The organism is Lysinibacillus sp. ZYM-1 (genome assembly GCF_001308875.1).
GTDB lineage: Bacteria > Bacillota > Bacilli > Bacillales_A > Planococcaceae > Lysinibacillus.
Genome location: NZ_KQ465117.1, coordinates 46295 through 64014, shown reverse-complemented (window position 1 = coordinate 64014; position 17720 = coordinate 46295). Strand labels below are relative to the sequence as shown.

The following is a 17720-nucleotide window of genomic DNA, read 5'->3' as shown; positions in this document are numbered from 1 at the left end:
TCTTCATATCTACTATTGAAGCTATCTGCTTATATAGATAGCTCACAGTTATTGTTGAGCCTTCATAAATTCAACTATTTTGTCAGCTAGTTCTTCAGCTTGATGTAAGCCTGAAAGCGGATCAGAAGCAAAATAATATTCAGAAGATAGCTCTATTATTTGATTATTTTTAACGACATCTAAATTTGTCCATGTTGCTGGTAACTTCCCATCTTTGTTAAAGAAGTTAATCATGAAGTTGTAGTCACCTACATAGTCACCTACCACCTCATAGGAAATCTCATAACGTCCACCACTTACTTCCTTTGTATCGTATAACCCCTGCACCTTTTCTTGAGGTTTCATGCCCAAAATTTGATAGAGTGCTCTACCACCCGATACGCTTGAATTTCCAACAATTGTTGCATTTTTTTCAAACATTTCAAAAATAGTAAATGTTGCTCCGTCTGGAATCACCTCACTAATTTTTTCCTTGGCTTTGGCTATACGATCTTCAAATTCTTTTGTAAATGTTTCAGCCCCTTCTTGTCTTCCTAAATAATTACCCATCGCCTTAATTTCCTCAGCTGCTGTTTGATGAGCATCTTCGGCAAAGACAATTGTCGGTGCAATTTTTTCGTATTTCCCTACATCTTCTGGATTCCATGTAATGATTAAATCTGGTTTTAATTCCAGAACTTTTTCTAATGACACCTTACCATCAGTACCGATATTAGTTATTTCTCCATCCTTGTAGTGTTGCTTTAAAAATGCAGCATAATCAAGGTTAGCCGTTACGCCTCCTACTGGTACAACATCTAATGCTAAAATTTGGCCAAGATACCAATCAGTTACGATTCTCTCTGCCTTCATAGGAATCTCAACTTCACGTCCACTATCATCAATGACAGTTCTAGTTTGTTCGATAGCTGGTGAAGTTTGTTCATCCCTTTTTGATGTGTTTGTATTTTCATTGCATGCTGCTAGTAAAATGAAAAGACTTAAAAAAAAAGGTAGTTTTATATGGTGAATCCTCTTTTGCATCTTGATCTCATTTTCTCCATTCTCAAACCGTTTTGCTTGCGCGAGCTGATTCTTATTGTATTGAAAATGATTCTCATTTGTAATGGCAATTTCGGACATATGGGATGCATATTTCAGCCTAAAACTACTTGGTGCCATATTCGTTGCCTTTTTAAAGGCACGACTAAAATAGTATTCATCTTCAAAACCAAGTGAAATGGCAATTTCTTTTATTCCATATTGATTTTCTAGCAAGTATTGTTGTGCTTGCTCTATTCTTAATTGCTGTAAATAAATTTGTGGTCCTACCCCATAACGGGCTTTAAAGATACGTAATAGATGCCGTGTACTGATATGAAGCATGTCTGCTAGTGTTTGTATAGTTAATGGTTGTTGAAGATGTTGTTTGATATGTAACCGTGCTACTTCTGCCTTATCCAGTTCATGTGGGCTACCCTGCCCATTAGCTAATTCTTGAAACACACGATAAATAAACTCATACAAAGAGGCTTTGACTGAAAAATGCTCTTGTATAGAGCCAGACAACCATTTGCTATACATATCTTGAAGAATGTTGTGAATTGCTATCGGATTTGCAGGCACACAAGAGAAATTTGTTTGAAATGGTTGATATTGCATCTGTAGATGCTGCATAAAGGCATCTTTATACATGACATCTCCTTCATAACGAATGAGGAAATAGCTAACACTATATTGTGCAGTAATTTGTAGACATTGAGATTTACCAATGTGAAATATACTGAAGCGTTGCACATGATACGGCTGTTCATCAATGATAATCTGCGCCTCGCCTGCTGTTACAATAAGAAATGAGCTATCAGTTAATACCTTTGAAACTTGAATATCTGATTTATTAATGTAATCGATATGCTTCAATTGAATGTATGCATTTTGCCAAAGAAGCATATAGGCATCATAATTCATCCTGATCTCCTTCAAAAAGATATTTATTAATTCCATTATATTGATAATGATTATCAATTTCAATAAACTTTTGTTAAAGAAAAAAACAAAAGAAATAAAAATACCTGCTAAGCCCATGCCTAGCAGGTATTAATCCATTATTTGTTTTTTAAAAAAAATTTTGGTTGAAATGATCTACTTGACGATCAGCAGACTCGAATTTTTGTGATTAGTAGAGAAAAGATATTATCTTCTTTTCTGACTTAGACGAATAAGTTATCTACAAATGCACACCTAACATGCCAAACTTTTTAGTTTATAACAAAAAACCTAAATAATCTCCTATTGCAGAATCAATAATAAAGGAGAAGATAATTGCAGAGAGTTAGTACAATACAATATTTTTCTCCCCGCAATTTGTGCAAAATTTCACTAATAATCACCATTCCCTATGTATTATAACAAAATTATACAATACATTTTTGTAAAATAGTAGGGTTTTTACCAAATGGCTCTATTTATACTTACATCCTTTCAGTAAAATAGTATTAGGTAAATTTACCTTTCTATACCACAAAAAAAGAATCACCATTAACTAATTCAAGTTAATGGTGATTCTTTTTAATTCCCTATTCGTGAAGAATAAGCAAGGAATGCAAAATTAATAATCGCTCTCGTTATAGGAGCCCTTTACCTTTTGTTGCTTTTTTCATATCTTCGTTCAGTTTTTCGAAGAATTCTTCATTAGATTTTGTTGTACGAAGCTTTTTCAAGAAGCGTTCTGCAAAATCAGGAGCGTCTGAAAATGTTTTACGAATCGCCCATAGTTTTTCAAGTTGTTCAGGCTCAAGCAGTAACTCTTCTTTACGCGTACCCGAACGACGAATATCAAGCGCAGGGAAAATTCGGCGCTCCGCCAATTGGCGATCTAGATGAAGCTCTAAATTACCTGTCCCCTTAAATTCTTCGTAGATAACCTCGTCCATACGAGATCCGGTATCCACTAAAGCAGTTGCTAAAATCGTTAAGCTGCCACCCTCTTCAATATTTCGAGCTGACCCGAAGAAACGCTTAGGTCTATGGAAAGCAGCAGGATCGATCCCCCCTGAAAGCGTTCGTCCACTTGGAGGAATAACTAGGTTATATGCACGCGCTAAACGTGTGATGGAGTCCATTAAAATAATAACATCACGCTTATGTTCCACTAAGCGACGTGCACGCTCTAAGACGATTTCAGCCACTTTGACATGATTTTCTGGAACTTCATCAAACGTTGAGCTGACAACATCTGCATTTACAGATCGCTCAATATCTGTCACTTCCTCAGGACGCTCATCAATCAGTAAGACAATTAACTCGGCTTCTGGATGGTTTGTTGTTATGGCATTTGCAATTTCTTTTAATAAAGATGTTTTCCCTGCCTTTGGAGGTGCAACGATTAAACCACGTTGACCAAAACCAACTGGCGCTACTAAATCCATAATACGTGTTGATAAATTACTCTGAGTTGTTTCAAGCTTAATTTGTCTGTTAGGATATAACGGTGTTAATGCAGGGAAATGTACACGTTCCTTTGCTACTTCAGGATCTTCGCCATTGACGGCATCTACTTGTAATAAGCCGTAATAACGTTCATTTTCCTTCGGTGGACGCACCTTTCCAGTTACCTTGTCCCCATTTCGAAGATCAAAGCGACGAATTTGAGATGCGGAAATATAAATATCTTCTTTACTTGGAGAGTAGTTAATTGGTCGAAGGAAGCCAAAGCCCTCCTGCGAAACAATTTCAAGTACGCCTTCCATAAAGAAATAGCCCTCTTGCTCTGAACGCGTTTTCAAAATAGCAAATATTAATTCTTTTTTCGTTAGCTTGCTATAATATGAAATTTTATATTGGCGTGCAAGGGCGTAAAGCTCTTTTAACGTCATGTTTTCTAATTGAGCGATTGTCAATGCAGACATATGCACAACTCCAGTCTTTTTCAAAATATAATGCAATTGCAATTATTGGGGTTATCGTTGAAGATTTTTTTGAACGGCTCCGTCCACACAATATGGTTACCTTAGCTGGTCAATATCAAGTACACTTTCCACCATATAATGAAGCATTGCCTTACAAACTATGGGATGGTTTATTTTTAAGAAGAAGGTACCTAGCACAATAGATGTACTAGGTATATTTTAGAAGAAAATATCATTAATATCTAGGTTTTTTCTCAAGAGCGTGACGGCCTTCAACAAAACGAACCGTACCAGATTTTGCACGCATAACTACTGAGTGTGTTAAAGCGTAAGCACCTTTATATTGAACACCCTTTAAAAGCTCACAATCTGTTACAGCTGTTGCTGCAAAAATAGCATCGTCACCTTTTACTAGGTCGTCTAAATAAAGAACTTTATCAACATCTACACCCATCTTATTACAGCGTTCTAATTGATCCTCATCTTCTGGTACTAGTTTTGCTTGGAAGTCTCCACCAAGGCATTTCAAGGCTACTGCCGAAATAACACCCTCTGGTGCGCCACCTGTTCCAAACATAATATCAATACCTGTTTCATCAAAAGCAGTATTAATCGCTGCGCCAACATCGCCATCTTGAATAAACTTAATACGCGCACCTGCTTCGCGAATTTCATCAACAATTGCTTGGTGACGTGGTCGATCTAATAGAGTAGCTACTACATCAGAGATATCTTTATTTTTAGCTTTGGCTACTTGTAACAAGTTATAAGTTACAGAAGCATTGATATCTACTTTACCAGCCGCTTCAGGCCCTACAGCAATTTTCTCCATGTACATATCTGGCGCATTTAACAGATTCCCTTTATCTGCAATAGCAAGGACTGTCATGGCACCATTCGTACCTTTTGCTACAATATTTGTACCTTCTAAAGGATCCACTGCGATATCTACTTTTGGACCACCATTTCGTAAGCCAAGTTCTTCACCAATATATAGCATTGGTGCTTCATCCATTTCACCTTCACCAATTACTACTGTAGCATGCATTGGAATTGTATCGAACATTTTGCGCATCGCTGTTGTTGCTGCATCATCTGCCTCAATTTTCAAACCGCGTCCCATCCATTTCCCGGATGCGATTGCTGCTGCTTCTGTTACTCGTACTACTTCCATCGATAAACTACGTTCCATTGTTGCTTTGCCTCCCGTTATCGGCATTTTTTCGTACCGAAACATTCAAATTACCTCTATTGTAACATAATTGGTTGAAAACTTTTAGCTCTCATTATTCCTTTGTCTCAGCAACGCGTGCCATGATTGTTTCACGTCGAATATCAGCGCCTAAATCACGTAATTTCTCAATAAGTGAGCTATAGCCACGTTCGATATGATAGATATCTTGGACTTCTGTTTCACCTTCTGCTAGTAGTCCAGCTAATACTAAAGCTGCACCTGCACGTAAATCTGTAGCTGTTACCGTTGAGCCATGTAATCTGCTCGGCCCTTTAATAATAGCCGTATTTCCTTCTACACGGGCATCAGCATTCATACGGCGAAGTTCATCAATATGTTTAAATCGAGCTGTATAAATAGTATCTGTTACTTTTGAGGAACCGAATGCTTGTGACATTAACACAGCAAGTGGTTGCTGAATATCAGTTGGGAAACCAGGATACACCAATGTTTTTACATCCACAGACTGCAATGTTGAAAGGTCTGTTTTTGGTACATAAATGCTTTCTTCGCCAATTTCAATCTTCACACCCATTTCACGAAGCTTCGCAATGATTGCTTCTAAATGCAGTGGAATTACATTATCAATAGTAATACCATCGCCAACTGCTGCAGCCATTATCATAAATGTGGCTGCTTCAATGCGATCCGGTATAATCGTATGCTCAGTACCATGCAGTTCTTCTACACCTTCTATACGAATGACACTTGTACCTGCCCCTTTAATATTGGCACCCATATTTGTTAGAAGTGTTGCTACATCAATAATTTCAGGTTCCTTCGCTGCATTTTCTATGACTGTACGACCTTTTGCAAGAACAGCAGCTAACATGATATTAATCGTTGCACCGACACTTGCGACATCTAAATAAATTTTTGCCCCAATCAACTCATCTGCTCGTAAATAAATAGCGCCATGTTCATTCGTAATTTTAGCGCCCAATGCTTCAAAGCCTTTAATATGCTGGTCAATTGGTCGAGGACCCAGGAAACAGCCGCCAGGTAAACCAATAACAGCTTTCTTGAAACGTCCTAGCATTGCGCCCATTAAATAATATGAAGCGCGCAACTTTTTAACGTTGCCGTTTGGTAATGGTAATGCAATCATGTCCGTTGGATCGATTGTCATTTTACCATCCTCAAACGATACTTCCCCTCCAATTTCTTCTAATAAAGCCTTTAAAGTCCATGCATCTGAGATTTCAGGTATCCCTCCAATAGTCACTGGAGAGTTCGCCAAAATTGATGCAGGAATTAAGGCGACTGCACTATTTTTTGCACCACTAACTTTAATTGTACCTTGTAGACGATTTTCGCCAGTAATTTTATAAACATCCATTTTGCGTTCTCCCTCATGATTGGAAAGTAGTATTTTTTGCAATTGGCTCACTGTATAATCTTATTATTCGCCTTTTCTCTTATTCCAATCCGCTAAAAATCCTTCTATTCCTTTTTCCGTTAATGGATGGTGGAAAAGTTGTTTTAATACTTTAAATGGAGTTGTTGAAATATGTGCGCCAGCTAAAGCTGCTGCCGTAACGTGCTGCGGATGACGAACAGAGGCAGCAATAATTTGCGTGTCAATATTATGAATTGTAAAAATGTCTGCAATTGTTTCAATTAGCTCTACACCATTTTGACCAATATCATCTAAACGGCCGATAAATGGTGATACGTATGTAGCACCTGCACGCGCAGCCATCAATGCTTGGTTTGCACTAAAGATTAATGTTACGTTTGTTTTAATTCCTTTGTTGGCAAAGAAACGACAAGCTTCTAATCCAGCTGGTGTCATTGGTAGTTTCACTGTAATATTAGGAGCAATAGCAGCTAATTCTAAACCTTCTTTAATCATACCTTCAGCATCTAGTGCAATAACTTCTCCGCTGACTGAGCCATCAACAAGCTCTGCGATTTCACGAAGACGATCATGGAAAGAAACATTCTCTTCTTTAGCCACTAATGATGGGTTCGTTGTCACTCCTGATAAAATACCCCATGCATGTGCCTCTTTAATCTCATCAAAGTTCGCTGTATCTATAAAAAACTTCATAATATTTCCTCCTGATCATTTTTCTTATATTATTAAATATTTTCCAAAATTTCATTATTTCAAAAACAAGAGAAGGTCGATTGAAAGCATCAACACTTCTCTTATTATGTGTATTTATCTATGCTTTTGTAACATATTAAATGCAAAAATTATGCTTTTTGTGCACTACCAAATTCACGGATTTTACCAACAACTGTTGTTTTAATCGCTTCACGTGCAGGACCGAGGAATTTACGAGGATCGTAAACAACTTTGTCGTTTTCAAGAACCTCACGGATAATTTTTGTTGCTTCAATTTGATTTTCAGTATTAACGTTGATTTTTGCTGTGCCTAATGAAATAGAGCGTTGGATATCTTTTGTTGGGATTCCTGTACCACCATGTAATACTAGAGGAAGATCTGCTAATTTAGAGATTTCTTCCATTTCTTTGAAGCCTAGGTTTGGTTCTCCTTTGTAAGGACCATGTACAGAGCCAAGTGCTGGTGCTAAGCAGTCGATATCTGTTAGTTCAACCATTTTACGGCATTCTTCTGGATTAGCGTAAATAATACCACCGATTACACCATCTTCATCTCCACCAACAGTTCCTAATTCTGCTTCTACAGAAACGCCTTTAGCATGTGCGTATTCTACTACTTCTGAAGTAATTTTCACATTTTCTTCGAATGAATGATGTGAAGCATCAATCATCACCGAAGTAAAGCCTGCATCAATCGCTTCTTTACATTTTGCAAAGCTAGAACCATGGTCAAGATGGATAGCTACAGGAACTGTTGTACCATAAGATTCCATTAAACCTTTTACCATTTGAACAACGGCGATAAATCCGCCCATATATTTCCCTGCGCCTTCAGAAACACCAAGAATTACTGGAGATTTTTCTTCTTCCGCTGCTTGTAAAATCGCTTGCGTCCATTCTAGGTTGTTAATGTTGAATTGACCAACAGCATAACCTTCTGCTTTTGCTTTAATTAACATCTCTTTCATAGATACTAATGCCATACTAAAAATCCTCCTCATGGGACTATTCTTTCTACATAAATATGCTACTCAATCATAGCAAAAATAATAGCCCCTGAAAAGCAGGGGCTATTATTTTCTACACGAAAGCGTAGTGCAACGTAGCGACAGTGGCTGCCGGAGTGCAGTGCAACGTAACGAAGGCTACTTGCTTCTTTTAGGCATAAACAAAACAGGCCGTGTAATCACTGCCTGTTCTTTAAACTTGTAAAGCTTTATTTACCTCATCACGTACTTCAAAAATATCAAAAGGCTTCGTAAAGTATCGAATCGCTCCTAAATTTAAAGCTTCTTGCACAACATCCAGCTCGCCATATGCTGTCATCATAAATACAGGAAGCTTTGGAAACTTTTCTTTTAAACGTCTTAAAATTTCGATACCATCCATTCCGGGTATCTTCATATCTAATAATACGCAATCCATTTCTTGTTCATCTGCATACTTTAATGCCTCTAAACCATTGGCTGCTAAATATGTAACATATCCTTCCTTTTTCAGCACTTCATTTAAAAGTAAACGAATCCCCTGCTGATCATCGACAATTAGTAATCGTTTCACGTTCCATTCCGCCCTTTTTTATTTTTTATTCTTACACAAAAACATTCTTTATTATGTATAATTCTACTTTTTTAGCTTAATACCTTCTAGTATTATAAATTATCTGCTTTTGCTTTCTACCTTTTTCACCCCTATAATATTGATAGAGGTGGGATCATGTCAAAAATTCTAACAACGCAATTAAGTGGATTATTACAAAGAATTACACAAAATGAAGAGGTTGCTATCGAGGAGACTGCAAGGCTATTGGCACAAGCTGCAATTGGCGAAGGTAATGTTTATTTCGCTTGCTTTGGCGAAATGCAAACAGTGGAATTAAATGCACTGCAAGCGGTTGAACCTTTCAGCAAGTTAGTACCTTGGACTTCAGACACAAGCTTAACAGAAGCTGATCGCGTTTGCATTTTTACTCGTAGTGCTCATGATGAAGAGGCATTAGCCTTAGCTCAGACATTAAATACACAATTTATTCCCTTCGCTGCTGTTGCTAGTGAAGCAGCCAGTGTAGAAAACCCTCTTGCGGATTTAGCCTATACGTATGTTTCTACACGCATTAAAGGTGGTTTATTGCCAAATGATTTAGGTCAACGAATTGTTGTACCACATGCACTTGCAGGGCTTTTTGTTTATGAAGCGGTCAAAATTGCTTATGATGAAATGCTTGGCTTTGATGAGGAAGAATTGTAATAATCCATAAAAAAGAGTTGTCTCATATTTGGAGACAACTCTTTTTGTTTATTTAAATGTTGCGCCGATAAAGTCACGGAATAATGGTTGAGGACGATTTGGACGTGACACTAACTCTGGGTGGAATTGACATGCTACAAAGAAATTATTCTCTGGTAGCTCAATAATTTCAACCAGCTTACCATCCGGGCTTGTACCAGAGAAGACAAGGCCTGCTGCTTCCATTGCCTCACGATATTCATTGTTAAATTCATAGCGATGACGGTGACGCTCATAAACAAGCTCTTTACCATACGCTTTGCTTGCCTTAGAACCATCTTTTAATTTACATGGGTATAATCCTAAACGTAATGTTCCGCCAATATCCACACTATCATTTTGATCTGGTAAGAAGTCGATAATTGGGTATTCTGTGTTTGCGTCAAGCTCTGTAGAATGAGCACCTTTTAAACCAAGTACATTACGTGCATATTCAATTGTCGCAAGTTGCATACCTAAGCAAATTCCTAAGAACGGTACATTATTTTCACGTGCATATTGTGTTGCTAAAATTTTCCCATCAACACCACGATCACCGAAGCCACCTGGTACTAGAATCGCATCAGCACCTTTTAATAATGTAACTACATTATCAGCATTAACGTGTTCTGCATTAATCCAGTCAATTTCAATATCAGAATTATAAACATAACCTGCATGCTTTAATGCTTCTACCACTGAAATGTAAGCATCTTGTAGTTCTACATATTTCCCTACTAACGCTACTTTTCTTTTGTTTGGTAAGTTTTTCACTTTTTCTACAAGTTCACGCCATTCATCCATATCTGCTTCTGGCGCATCCATGCCAAAATGATCAAGAACGATATCATCTATATCTTGTGCATGTAGGTTTAATGGTACTTCATATAAATGCTCCGCATCACGGGATTCAATAATTTCATGTGGTTGAACATCACAGAATAATGCTAGTTTCTCTTTCATATCTTGCGGTACCTCTTGCTCAGTACGCACAACGATAATATTTGGTTGGATACCTAAAGAACGTAACTCTTTTACTGAGTGCTGAGTTGGTTTTGTTTTTAGTTCACCAGCTGCTTTAATATAAGGAATTAGCGTACAGTGGATATACATTACATTGTTATGACCTAAATTAGTTTTCATTTGACGGATAGCTTCAAGGAAAGGTAATGATTCAATATCCCCTACTGTCCCACCAACTTCTGTAATAACAACATCTGCATTTGTTTCACGACCAGCACGTTGAATACGATCTTTAATTTCATTTGTAATATGCGGAATTACTTGTACTGTACCACCGTTGTAATCGCCACGACGTTCTTTCTGTAATACAGATTGGTACACACGACCTGAAGTTACTGTAGAATGCTTTCCTAGGTTAATATCAATAAAACGTTCATAGTGCCCTAGATCTAAGTCGGCCTCAGCACCATCATCTGTTACAAAAACCTCACCATGTTGGTAAGGACTCATTGTACCTGGGTCGATATTGATATATGGGTCAAATTTTTGAATCGTAACTTCTAAACCGCGGTTTTTTAATAAACGGCCTAGAGATGCTGCAACAATCCCTTTTCCAAGTGATGATACAACCCCACCTGTTACAAAAATATACTTCGTCATGAAAAAATTCCTCCTTATGAATTGCTAGATAAGTTGTTTTGTTAGGGATCAGAACATCTGCCATTCAAACACCCTAAAAAAAGAAAAGCCGAGAATGTCTACAAAATTGTAGTCGATTCGAAGCTGTCATCGTTTCTATCTCTTTTCCACTTTCCTTTAAACCTTAAAACACTAACATATATTCAGTCACCGTTTACTATACATCATGAATAATTTAAAACATTTATATTCATATCAGCACAAAAAGTATGGGAGAACTAGACTGAATAAAGTTAACAACAAAAAAACGCTCCTCCTGCATAGGTCTGCAGGGGGAGCGTATTATATACACGGTCTTTCTCCTTCTTTTAAGGAGCCCAAGTAAAAGATTAAACGTAACCGTGATAGAAGTCAAGAATTTTTACACCAAGCTTAAAAGTAAGAAAATTCTAAGAGTACAGTTTTAAATATCTTCCTCTTCTTCTTCTTCGAACTCTTCTTCCTCTTCATCAATGAATTCTTCATCGATTTCTTCATCAATATCTTCTAAATCTTCTTCTTCTTCAAAATCAATATCTTCTTTATCTTCGTCTTCTTCATCAATATCTTCTTCTTCCACGAATTCTTCATAATCCTCATCGAAGTCGATATCCTCTTCATCCAAATCGATATCTTCTTCAAGATCCTCATCTTCATCCGAAGTAGCTTTAGATTTTTTCTTTTGAGTCTTAACAGAAGGTGCTGTTTCTTCCTCAATCTGCTCTACTTTAAACCATTCACGTAAGCCCCAGCCAGTTTCTTGATTGTATAAGAAGCGGCCATCTACATTAATGTCTGTGTAAAATTGTAGTAGACGGGATTTCACTTCTTCATTACTGTAGCCCACAAGTTCTTGAATTATTTTTAACAAATCATTAAAAGATACTGAGGCACGTTTTTCATTTAAAATTGCATAAGCTAAGTTAATTAACGATTCTTCTGTTAATTGTTCCTTTGTCATTTCACGAAAATTCAATTCGTGCACTTCCTTTCCCTCATCACAATGGACGTTTTAAAATTACATGGTGCTTTATTTTCCAAGCGCAGCAAAAATGGCCACGCAAAAGGTACTTTCCATACAATAAGCATAATACCCATTATATACAAAGTTTTAGCCCCTTTGCTAGCTTCAATTACTGTTTTTTATATTACGCATTTTTTTTATTCCAAGATAAAACAAATAGACAGATAATAGTAGTAAAGGAATAGCGCCAATTTGCTTATTATACAGGAAAATGGCTCCCAATACTAAAGCTAATATAATTATGTAGTGAATAACTGATTTCATCCTCTACCGCGCCTCCCCTTTTTTTTACATTTCTATTATAACGAAAAAAAAAAGAAGTGCCTAATCCTAAGACTAGACACTAGAAACTAGAGTAGCTTGTTGCATAAATTAGAAAAAAATGTTAGTAAACTAGATGAATTGTATACCTTCGTTTACATATTACGGCGGTATTGTCCTCCTACTTCATATAAAGCTTTGGTAATTTGACCCAAACTAGCCACTTTCACTGTTTCCATTAATTCAGCAAAGATATTTCCATTGTGAACAGCTACTTCTTGTAATCGGGCAATTGCTGCTTCACTCTCATTTTCATTCGTCTTCCAAAATGCTTGTAAATTGTGGATTTGTGTTTCCTTCTCTTTCGTTGATGCACGGGCAATTTCCATATTATCAATGTCAGCATCTGAAGCCGGGTTTGGGTTCAAATAAGTATTAACACCAATAATCGGTAACTCCCCTGAATGTTTTAACATTTCATAGTGCATGGATTCCTCTTGAATTTTCCCTCGTTGATATTGTGTTTCCATGGCTCCTAACACACCACCACGATCATTGATGCGATCAAATTCCTCGAGGACTGCTTCCTCTACAAGATCTGTCAGTTCTTCCACAATAAATGCACCTTGTAACGGATTTTCGTTTTTCGCTAAGCCATGCTCTTTCGTAATAATCATTTGAATAGCCATTGCACGGCGTACAGATTCCTCAGTAGGCGTAGTAATCGCCTCATCATAGGCATTTGTATGCAAGGAGTTACAATTATCCTGTAGCGCCATCAATGCCTGTAATGTTGTACGAATATCATTAAAATCAATCTCCTGTGCATGTAGACTACGACCTGATGTTTGAATATGATATTTTAGCTTTTGGGCACGCTCATTTGCACCATATTTATCACGCATCACAATCGCCCAAATACGGCGAGCTACTCGCCCGATTACCGTATACTCTGGATCTAGTCCGTTAGAGAAGAAGAACGATAAGTTAGGCGCGAAGTCATTAATATTCATGCCACGGCTTAAATAATACTCTACATACGTAAAACCATTCGCTAATGTGAAGGCTAATTGGGAAATTGGATTTGCTCCAGCCTCCGCAATATGATAGCCAGAAATTGAAACGGAGTAGTAGTTACGCACCTTATGGTCGATAAAGTATTGTTGGATATCCCCCATCATACGTAAGGCAAATTCTGTAGAAAAAATACATGTATTTTGCCCTTGATCTTCTTTCAGAATATCTGCTTGCACGGTTCCACGTACAACCTGTAATGTTTTCTCACGTGTCTCTGTAAATTCTTCAACTGTCAAAGTACGTCCTAACTCATGCTCACGTAATTTTATTTGCTGATCAATCGCTGTATTCATAAACATGGCCAAGATAATAGGTGCTGGGCCATTGATTGTCATAGATACTGACGTGGAAGGTGCACATAAATCAAAGCCTGCATACAGTTTTTTCATATCTTCTAGTGTACAAATAGATACACCCGATTCTCCAACTTTACCATAAATATCCGGTCGGTAATCTGGGTCTTCCCCGTATAATGTTACTGAATCAAACGCAGTGGATAAACGTTTCGCATCATCATCCTTAGATAAGTAGTGGAAGCGTTTATTTGTACGTTCCGGCGTCCCTTCACCAGCAAATTGGCGTTTAGGATCTTCACCTTCCCGTTTGAATTGGAATACACCCGCTGTATACGGGAATTCTCCTGGGACATTTTCTTTATAAACCCAGCGTAAAATTTCACCGTAGTCCTCAAACTTCGGCAATGCAACCTTTGGAATTTTCGTACCAGAAAGACTTGTTGTCTTTAAAATTGTGCGAATCTCTTTATCACGAACTTTTGTCACAAATTCATCACCAGCATACGCTTCTTTTAAAGCTTGCCAATTGTCTAATATACGCTTGGATTCTGCTGTCAATTCGTCTCTAACGCCTTCAGCTAACGAACTGAGCGATGCGACAAGTGCATCATCTGGTGCTTTTTCTTTAACCATAGCGATAGCACCTTCTAATTGGAATAGACGACGAGCAAATGCCACCTGCTGTTCTGCTTTTTTATGATAACCACGAACTGTATCAGTAAGTTCCCGTAAATAATAACGACGATCATTTGGAATAATTACATCTTGCTTTTGCGTTTTAGCAAATTGCTCATAGCTCGTTTCCCAATTACTACCTGTTTTTTGGTTAATGATTTGAACTAGTGCTGCAAATAATGCATTAGTTCCTTTGTCATTAAATTGACTAGCAATGGTACCATAAACTGGCATATTATCAAGAGAGTCATCCCATAGCTCTCGCGAACGTTGATATTGTTTTTGTACCTGACGTAACGCATCCTCAGAGCCTTTACGCTCAAATTTATTGATAGCAATGACATCTGCAAAATCAATCATGTCAATTTTTTCTAGTTGTGTTGGTGCACCGAATTCACTTGTCATGACATACATCGATAAATCAGTATATTTTGTAATTTCGGCATCGCCCTGACCAATACCACTTGTTTCTACGATAATTAAATCATAGCCTGCTACACGTACTACATCTATTACGTCACCAATTGATGCGGATAATTCCGTGCGAGAACCTCGTGTTGCTAAGCTACGCATATAGACGCGGTTGTTAAAGATGGCATTCATACGAATTCGATCCCCAAGTAATGCCCCACCGGTTTTTTGCTTTGTTGGATCGACGGAAAGAATCGCCACACGTTTATCTGGGAATTCTTTCAAGAAACGACGGATTAGTTCATCGGTTAAAGAAGATTTACCTGCTCCACCTGTTCCGGTAATTCCCATTACAGGCGTACCTTTTGAAAACTTCCGTGCTTCCTCCAGCATTTTTTTCGTTTCTTCATCTTCATTTGACTCGGCAGCTGTTATTAAGTTCGCTAACATTTCAGGATTCGCTGTCGTTAGAGTCTCTAATTTCTCTAAATAGCTACCTGTAGCAGTCGGAAAATCTGTTCCTTTAATTTGCTCATTAATCATTCCCTGAAGCCCTAAAACGCGGCCATCCTCAGGCGAGAAAATTCCTGCAATGCCGTAAGAATGAAGCTCTTTTATTTCACGTGGTAGAATAACTCCACCACCACCACCATAAATTTTTATATGTGGTGCCCCTTTTTCACGCAGTAAATCATACATATATTTAAAGTATTCCATATGCCCACCTTGATAAGAAGAAACAGCAATACCTTGTGCATCCTCTTGTATCGCAGCATTTACGACTTCTTCAACTGAACGGTTATGACCTAAATGAATTACCTCTACACCGCTCGATTGCAAAATGCGTCGCATAATATTGACCGAAGCATCATGTCCATCAAAAAGACTCGATGCTGTCACAAAACGTACGTGATTTTTTGGACGATATACTTCTACCTTTGTCATATGAAATCCCCACTTTCTCCCCTTAATGAATTGAAAAAAGTCGGCAATTGCAATGTCGTTGTATGCAATTACCGACAACCCCTAACGAAATATTAGAACCCCTTTATGCCTGAAATGAACAATGTGATTTGCATGTCAATAAACTCATCAATTGAATGCTGACGATGTAATGCCCATTTGCGGAATGCCCAACTTTGTCCAGAAACAACTAAGTTATTGGCTGCTAAATGGATTTGCTTTTCTGTCATCGTTATTTCACCAGACTGTACACAGCGCTTCAGCAATCTTTCAAACGTAGCAACCATTTCAAACTCTTTACTAAAGACATAGCGTTGTGCTTCTTTTGACAATGATTTTGTTTCTTGATACATGATTGTTAGCTCATCAACCATGCTATCAATTTGAAGGAAATATTCCCGAATCATTTCCTTCAACTCTTCGATTGTTCCTGCTTTAATCTCGTAACTTGAAAGTCGCTCCATTGCATGATGATAGATACTATCACATACGAGGTAAAGAACATCTTCTTTTGTTCGGATGTACTCATATAAGGTACCGATACTAAAACCTGCAGCTTTTGCGATTTCTCTCGTTGTGGCCCGATGGAAGCCTTTTTCTTTGAATAACTTAATAGCTCCCTGAATCATTTGCTCACGACGAATGGCGATTAAATTTTCATCTTTTACAGTTGACTGTACTTGGGGCCTTTTATCTTTTTCTGTCATCAATTATTTAGTTAACATACGCGAGATAACTAGACGTTGAATCTCTTGCGTACCTTCATAAATTTGTGTGATTTTCGCATCACGCATAAAGCGTTCTACTGGATAATCTTTCGTATAACCATAACCACCAAATACTTGAACCGCCTCAGTCGTTACACTCATCGCAGTATCGCCTGCCATTAATTTCGCCATTGCAGATGCCTTACCATATGGTAGGTTATTAGACTCTAACCAAGCAGCTTGGTATGTAAGAAGTCGAGATGCCTCAATTTGAGTTGCCATATCCGCTAATTTAAAGGACACACCTTGATTTGCAGTGATTGGTTTACCAAATTGTACACGTTCTTTCGCATAGTCAACTGCTGCATCAAGTGCTCCTTGTGCAATTCCTACAGCTTGAGCCGCAATGCCATTACGCCCACCATCTAGTGTCGTCATCGCAATCTTAAAGCCTTCCCCCTCAGTTCCTAGCAGGTTTTCTTTTGGAACACGACAGTTTTCGAAAATAATTTCTGTAGTAGGTGATGAACGAATTCCTAATTTTTTCTCTTTCTTACCCACAGAAAAACCTTCAAATCCAGCTTCCACGATAAATGCTGATGTACCGTTTTTTGCTTCAGGATCAGTTACTGCAAATACAATATATGTATCTGCTACTCCACCATTTGTAATAAAGATTTTTGAGCCATTTAAAATATAATCATCGCCATCACGTTTTGCGTAAGTTTTCATGCCACCCGCATCTGAACCTGATCCTGGTTCTGTTAAACCGTATGCACCAATATGCTTTCCTTCAGCCATTGGACGAAGGTACTTTTGTTTCTGTTCTTCTGAACCGAACTTATAAAGCGGCCAGCCTGCTAGTGATGTGTGCGCAGATAACGTTACCCCTGTTGATGCACATACACGTGATAATTCCTCAACAGCAATGACATATGCAAGATAATCAAATCCAGCACCACCATATTCCTCTGGCCATGGAATACCTGTTAATCCAAGCTCCGCCATTTTATCGAAAATCCCACGGTCAAATTCTTCATTTTCGTCACGTTCTGCCGCTGTTGGAGCCACTTCATTAATAGCGAAATCTCGAATCATTTCACGTAATTGTTCATGCTCTTCTGTTAACTGAAAGTTCATTGTCCATTTCCCCTTTTTATTAGACTCTGTTCTGTGTAATTGTAGGTTAATTTGAGTGGTTTTAG

General features: G+C 37.9%; 14 protein-coding genes. 2 read left to right on the top strand and 12 right to left on the bottom strand.

Annotation, left to right across the window (positions count from 1 at the left end; translation table 11 throughout):
- Window positions 1-48 precede the first annotated feature (48 nt).
- Together AO843_RS11470 and rho are read right to left on the bottom strand one after the other, a co-directional pair.
- Window positions 49-1947, bottom strand: a complete 1899-nt coding sequence (locus AO843_RS11470) for an AraC family transcriptional regulator (protein ID WP_054611240.1) — start codon at window positions 1945-1947, stop codon at window positions 49-51.
- A 656-nt stretch (window positions 1948-2603) separates the two neighbouring features.
- Window positions 2604-3887, bottom strand: a complete 1284-nt coding sequence (gene rho / locus AO843_RS11465; RefSeq protein ID WP_054611239.1) for a transcription termination factor Rho — start codon at window positions 3885-3887, stop codon at window positions 2604-2606.
- On the opposite strand from rho, the gene AO843_RS24530 reads away from it, so the two are divergent.
- Window positions 3878-4090: a hypothetical protein gene (locus AO843_RS24530; RefSeq protein WP_156313959.1), complete on the top strand. Its 213-nt coding sequence runs from the start codon at window positions 3878-3880 to the stop codon at window positions 4088-4090. The two genes, rho and AO843_RS24530, sit on opposite strands and share 10 nt — an antisense overlap.
- A 32-nt stretch (window positions 4091-4122) precedes the next feature.
- Here the strand turns inward: AO843_RS24530 and glpX are convergent, their stop codons facing one another.
- From glpX to AO843_RS11440, 5 genes are all read right to left on the bottom strand, one after another.
- Window positions 4123-5079, bottom strand: a complete 957-nt coding sequence (gene glpX, locus AO843_RS11460; RefSeq protein ID WP_054611238.1) for a class II fructose-bisphosphatase — start codon at window positions 5077-5079, stop codon at window positions 4123-4125.
- A gap of 94 nt (window positions 5080-5173) precedes the next feature.
- Window positions 5174-6460, bottom strand: coding sequence for a UDP-N-acetylglucosamine 1-carboxyvinyltransferase (locus AO843_RS11455; protein WP_054611237.1), 1287 nt, complete (start codon window positions 6458-6460; stop codon window positions 5174-5176).
- Between the two features lie 63 nt (window positions 6461-6523).
- Window positions 6524-7174: a fructose-6-phosphate aldolase gene (fsa, locus tag AO843_RS11450; protein WP_054611236.1), complete on the bottom strand. Its 651-nt coding sequence runs from the start codon at window positions 7172-7174 to the stop codon at window positions 6524-6526.
- 149 nt (window positions 7175-7323) lie between these two features.
- A complete protein-coding gene (locus tag AO843_RS11445) occupies window positions 7324-8178 on the bottom strand; it encodes a class II fructose-bisphosphate aldolase (RefSeq protein ID WP_054611235.1) in 855 nt (284 codons plus the stop codon).
- 217 nt (window positions 8179-8395) lie between these two features.
- Window positions 8396-8755: a response regulator gene (locus AO843_RS11440; RefSeq protein ID WP_054611234.1), complete on the bottom strand. Its 360-nt coding sequence runs from the start codon at window positions 8753-8755 to the stop codon at window positions 8396-8398.
- A 156-nt stretch (window positions 8756-8911) separates the two neighbouring features.
- On the opposite strand from AO843_RS11440, the gene AO843_RS11435 reads away from it, so the two are divergent.
- Window positions 8912-9442 carry a DUF2529 family protein gene (locus tag AO843_RS11435; RefSeq protein ID WP_054611233.1) on the top strand — a complete coding sequence of 177 codons (531 nt, stop codon included), beginning with the start codon at window positions 8912-8914 and terminating at the stop codon, window positions 9440-9442.
- A gap of 48 nt (window positions 9443-9490) precedes the next feature.
- Here AO843_RS11435 and AO843_RS11430 read toward each other — a convergent pair whose 3' ends face one another.
- The 5 genes from AO843_RS11430 to AO843_RS11410 all read right to left on the bottom strand — a co-directional run bounded on the left by AO843_RS11430 (window position 9491) and on the right by AO843_RS11410 (window position 17655).
- Complete coding sequence (locus AO843_RS11430; protein WP_054611232.1) at window positions 9491-11083, bottom strand: CTP synthase; 1593 nt, start codon at window positions 11081-11083, stop codon at window positions 9491-9493.
- A 442-nt stretch (window positions 11084-11525) separates the two neighbouring features.
- Entirely contained in the window at window positions 11526-12077 is a 552-nt protein-coding gene (gene rpoE, locus AO843_RS11425) for a DNA-directed RNA polymerase subunit delta (protein ID WP_197278914.1), read from the bottom strand.
- Between the two features lie 464 nt (window positions 12078-12541).
- On the bottom strand, window positions 12542-15790 hold the full coding sequence (gene icmF / locus AO843_RS11420) for a fused isobutyryl-CoA mutase/GTPase IcmF (protein WP_054611230.1): 3249 nt from the start codon (window positions 15788-15790) through the stop codon (window positions 12542-12544).
- Between the two features lie 92 nt (window positions 15791-15882).
- Complete coding sequence (locus AO843_RS11415; protein ID WP_054611297.1) at window positions 15883-16515, bottom strand: TetR/AcrR family transcriptional regulator; 633 nt, start codon at window positions 16513-16515, stop codon at window positions 15883-15885.
- A 3-nt stretch (window positions 16516-16518) separates the two neighbouring features.
- Window positions 16519-17655, bottom strand: coding sequence for an acyl-CoA dehydrogenase (locus tag AO843_RS11410; RefSeq protein WP_054611229.1), 1137 nt, complete (start codon window positions 17653-17655; stop codon window positions 16519-16521).
- Window positions 17656-17720 lie beyond the last annotated feature (65 nt).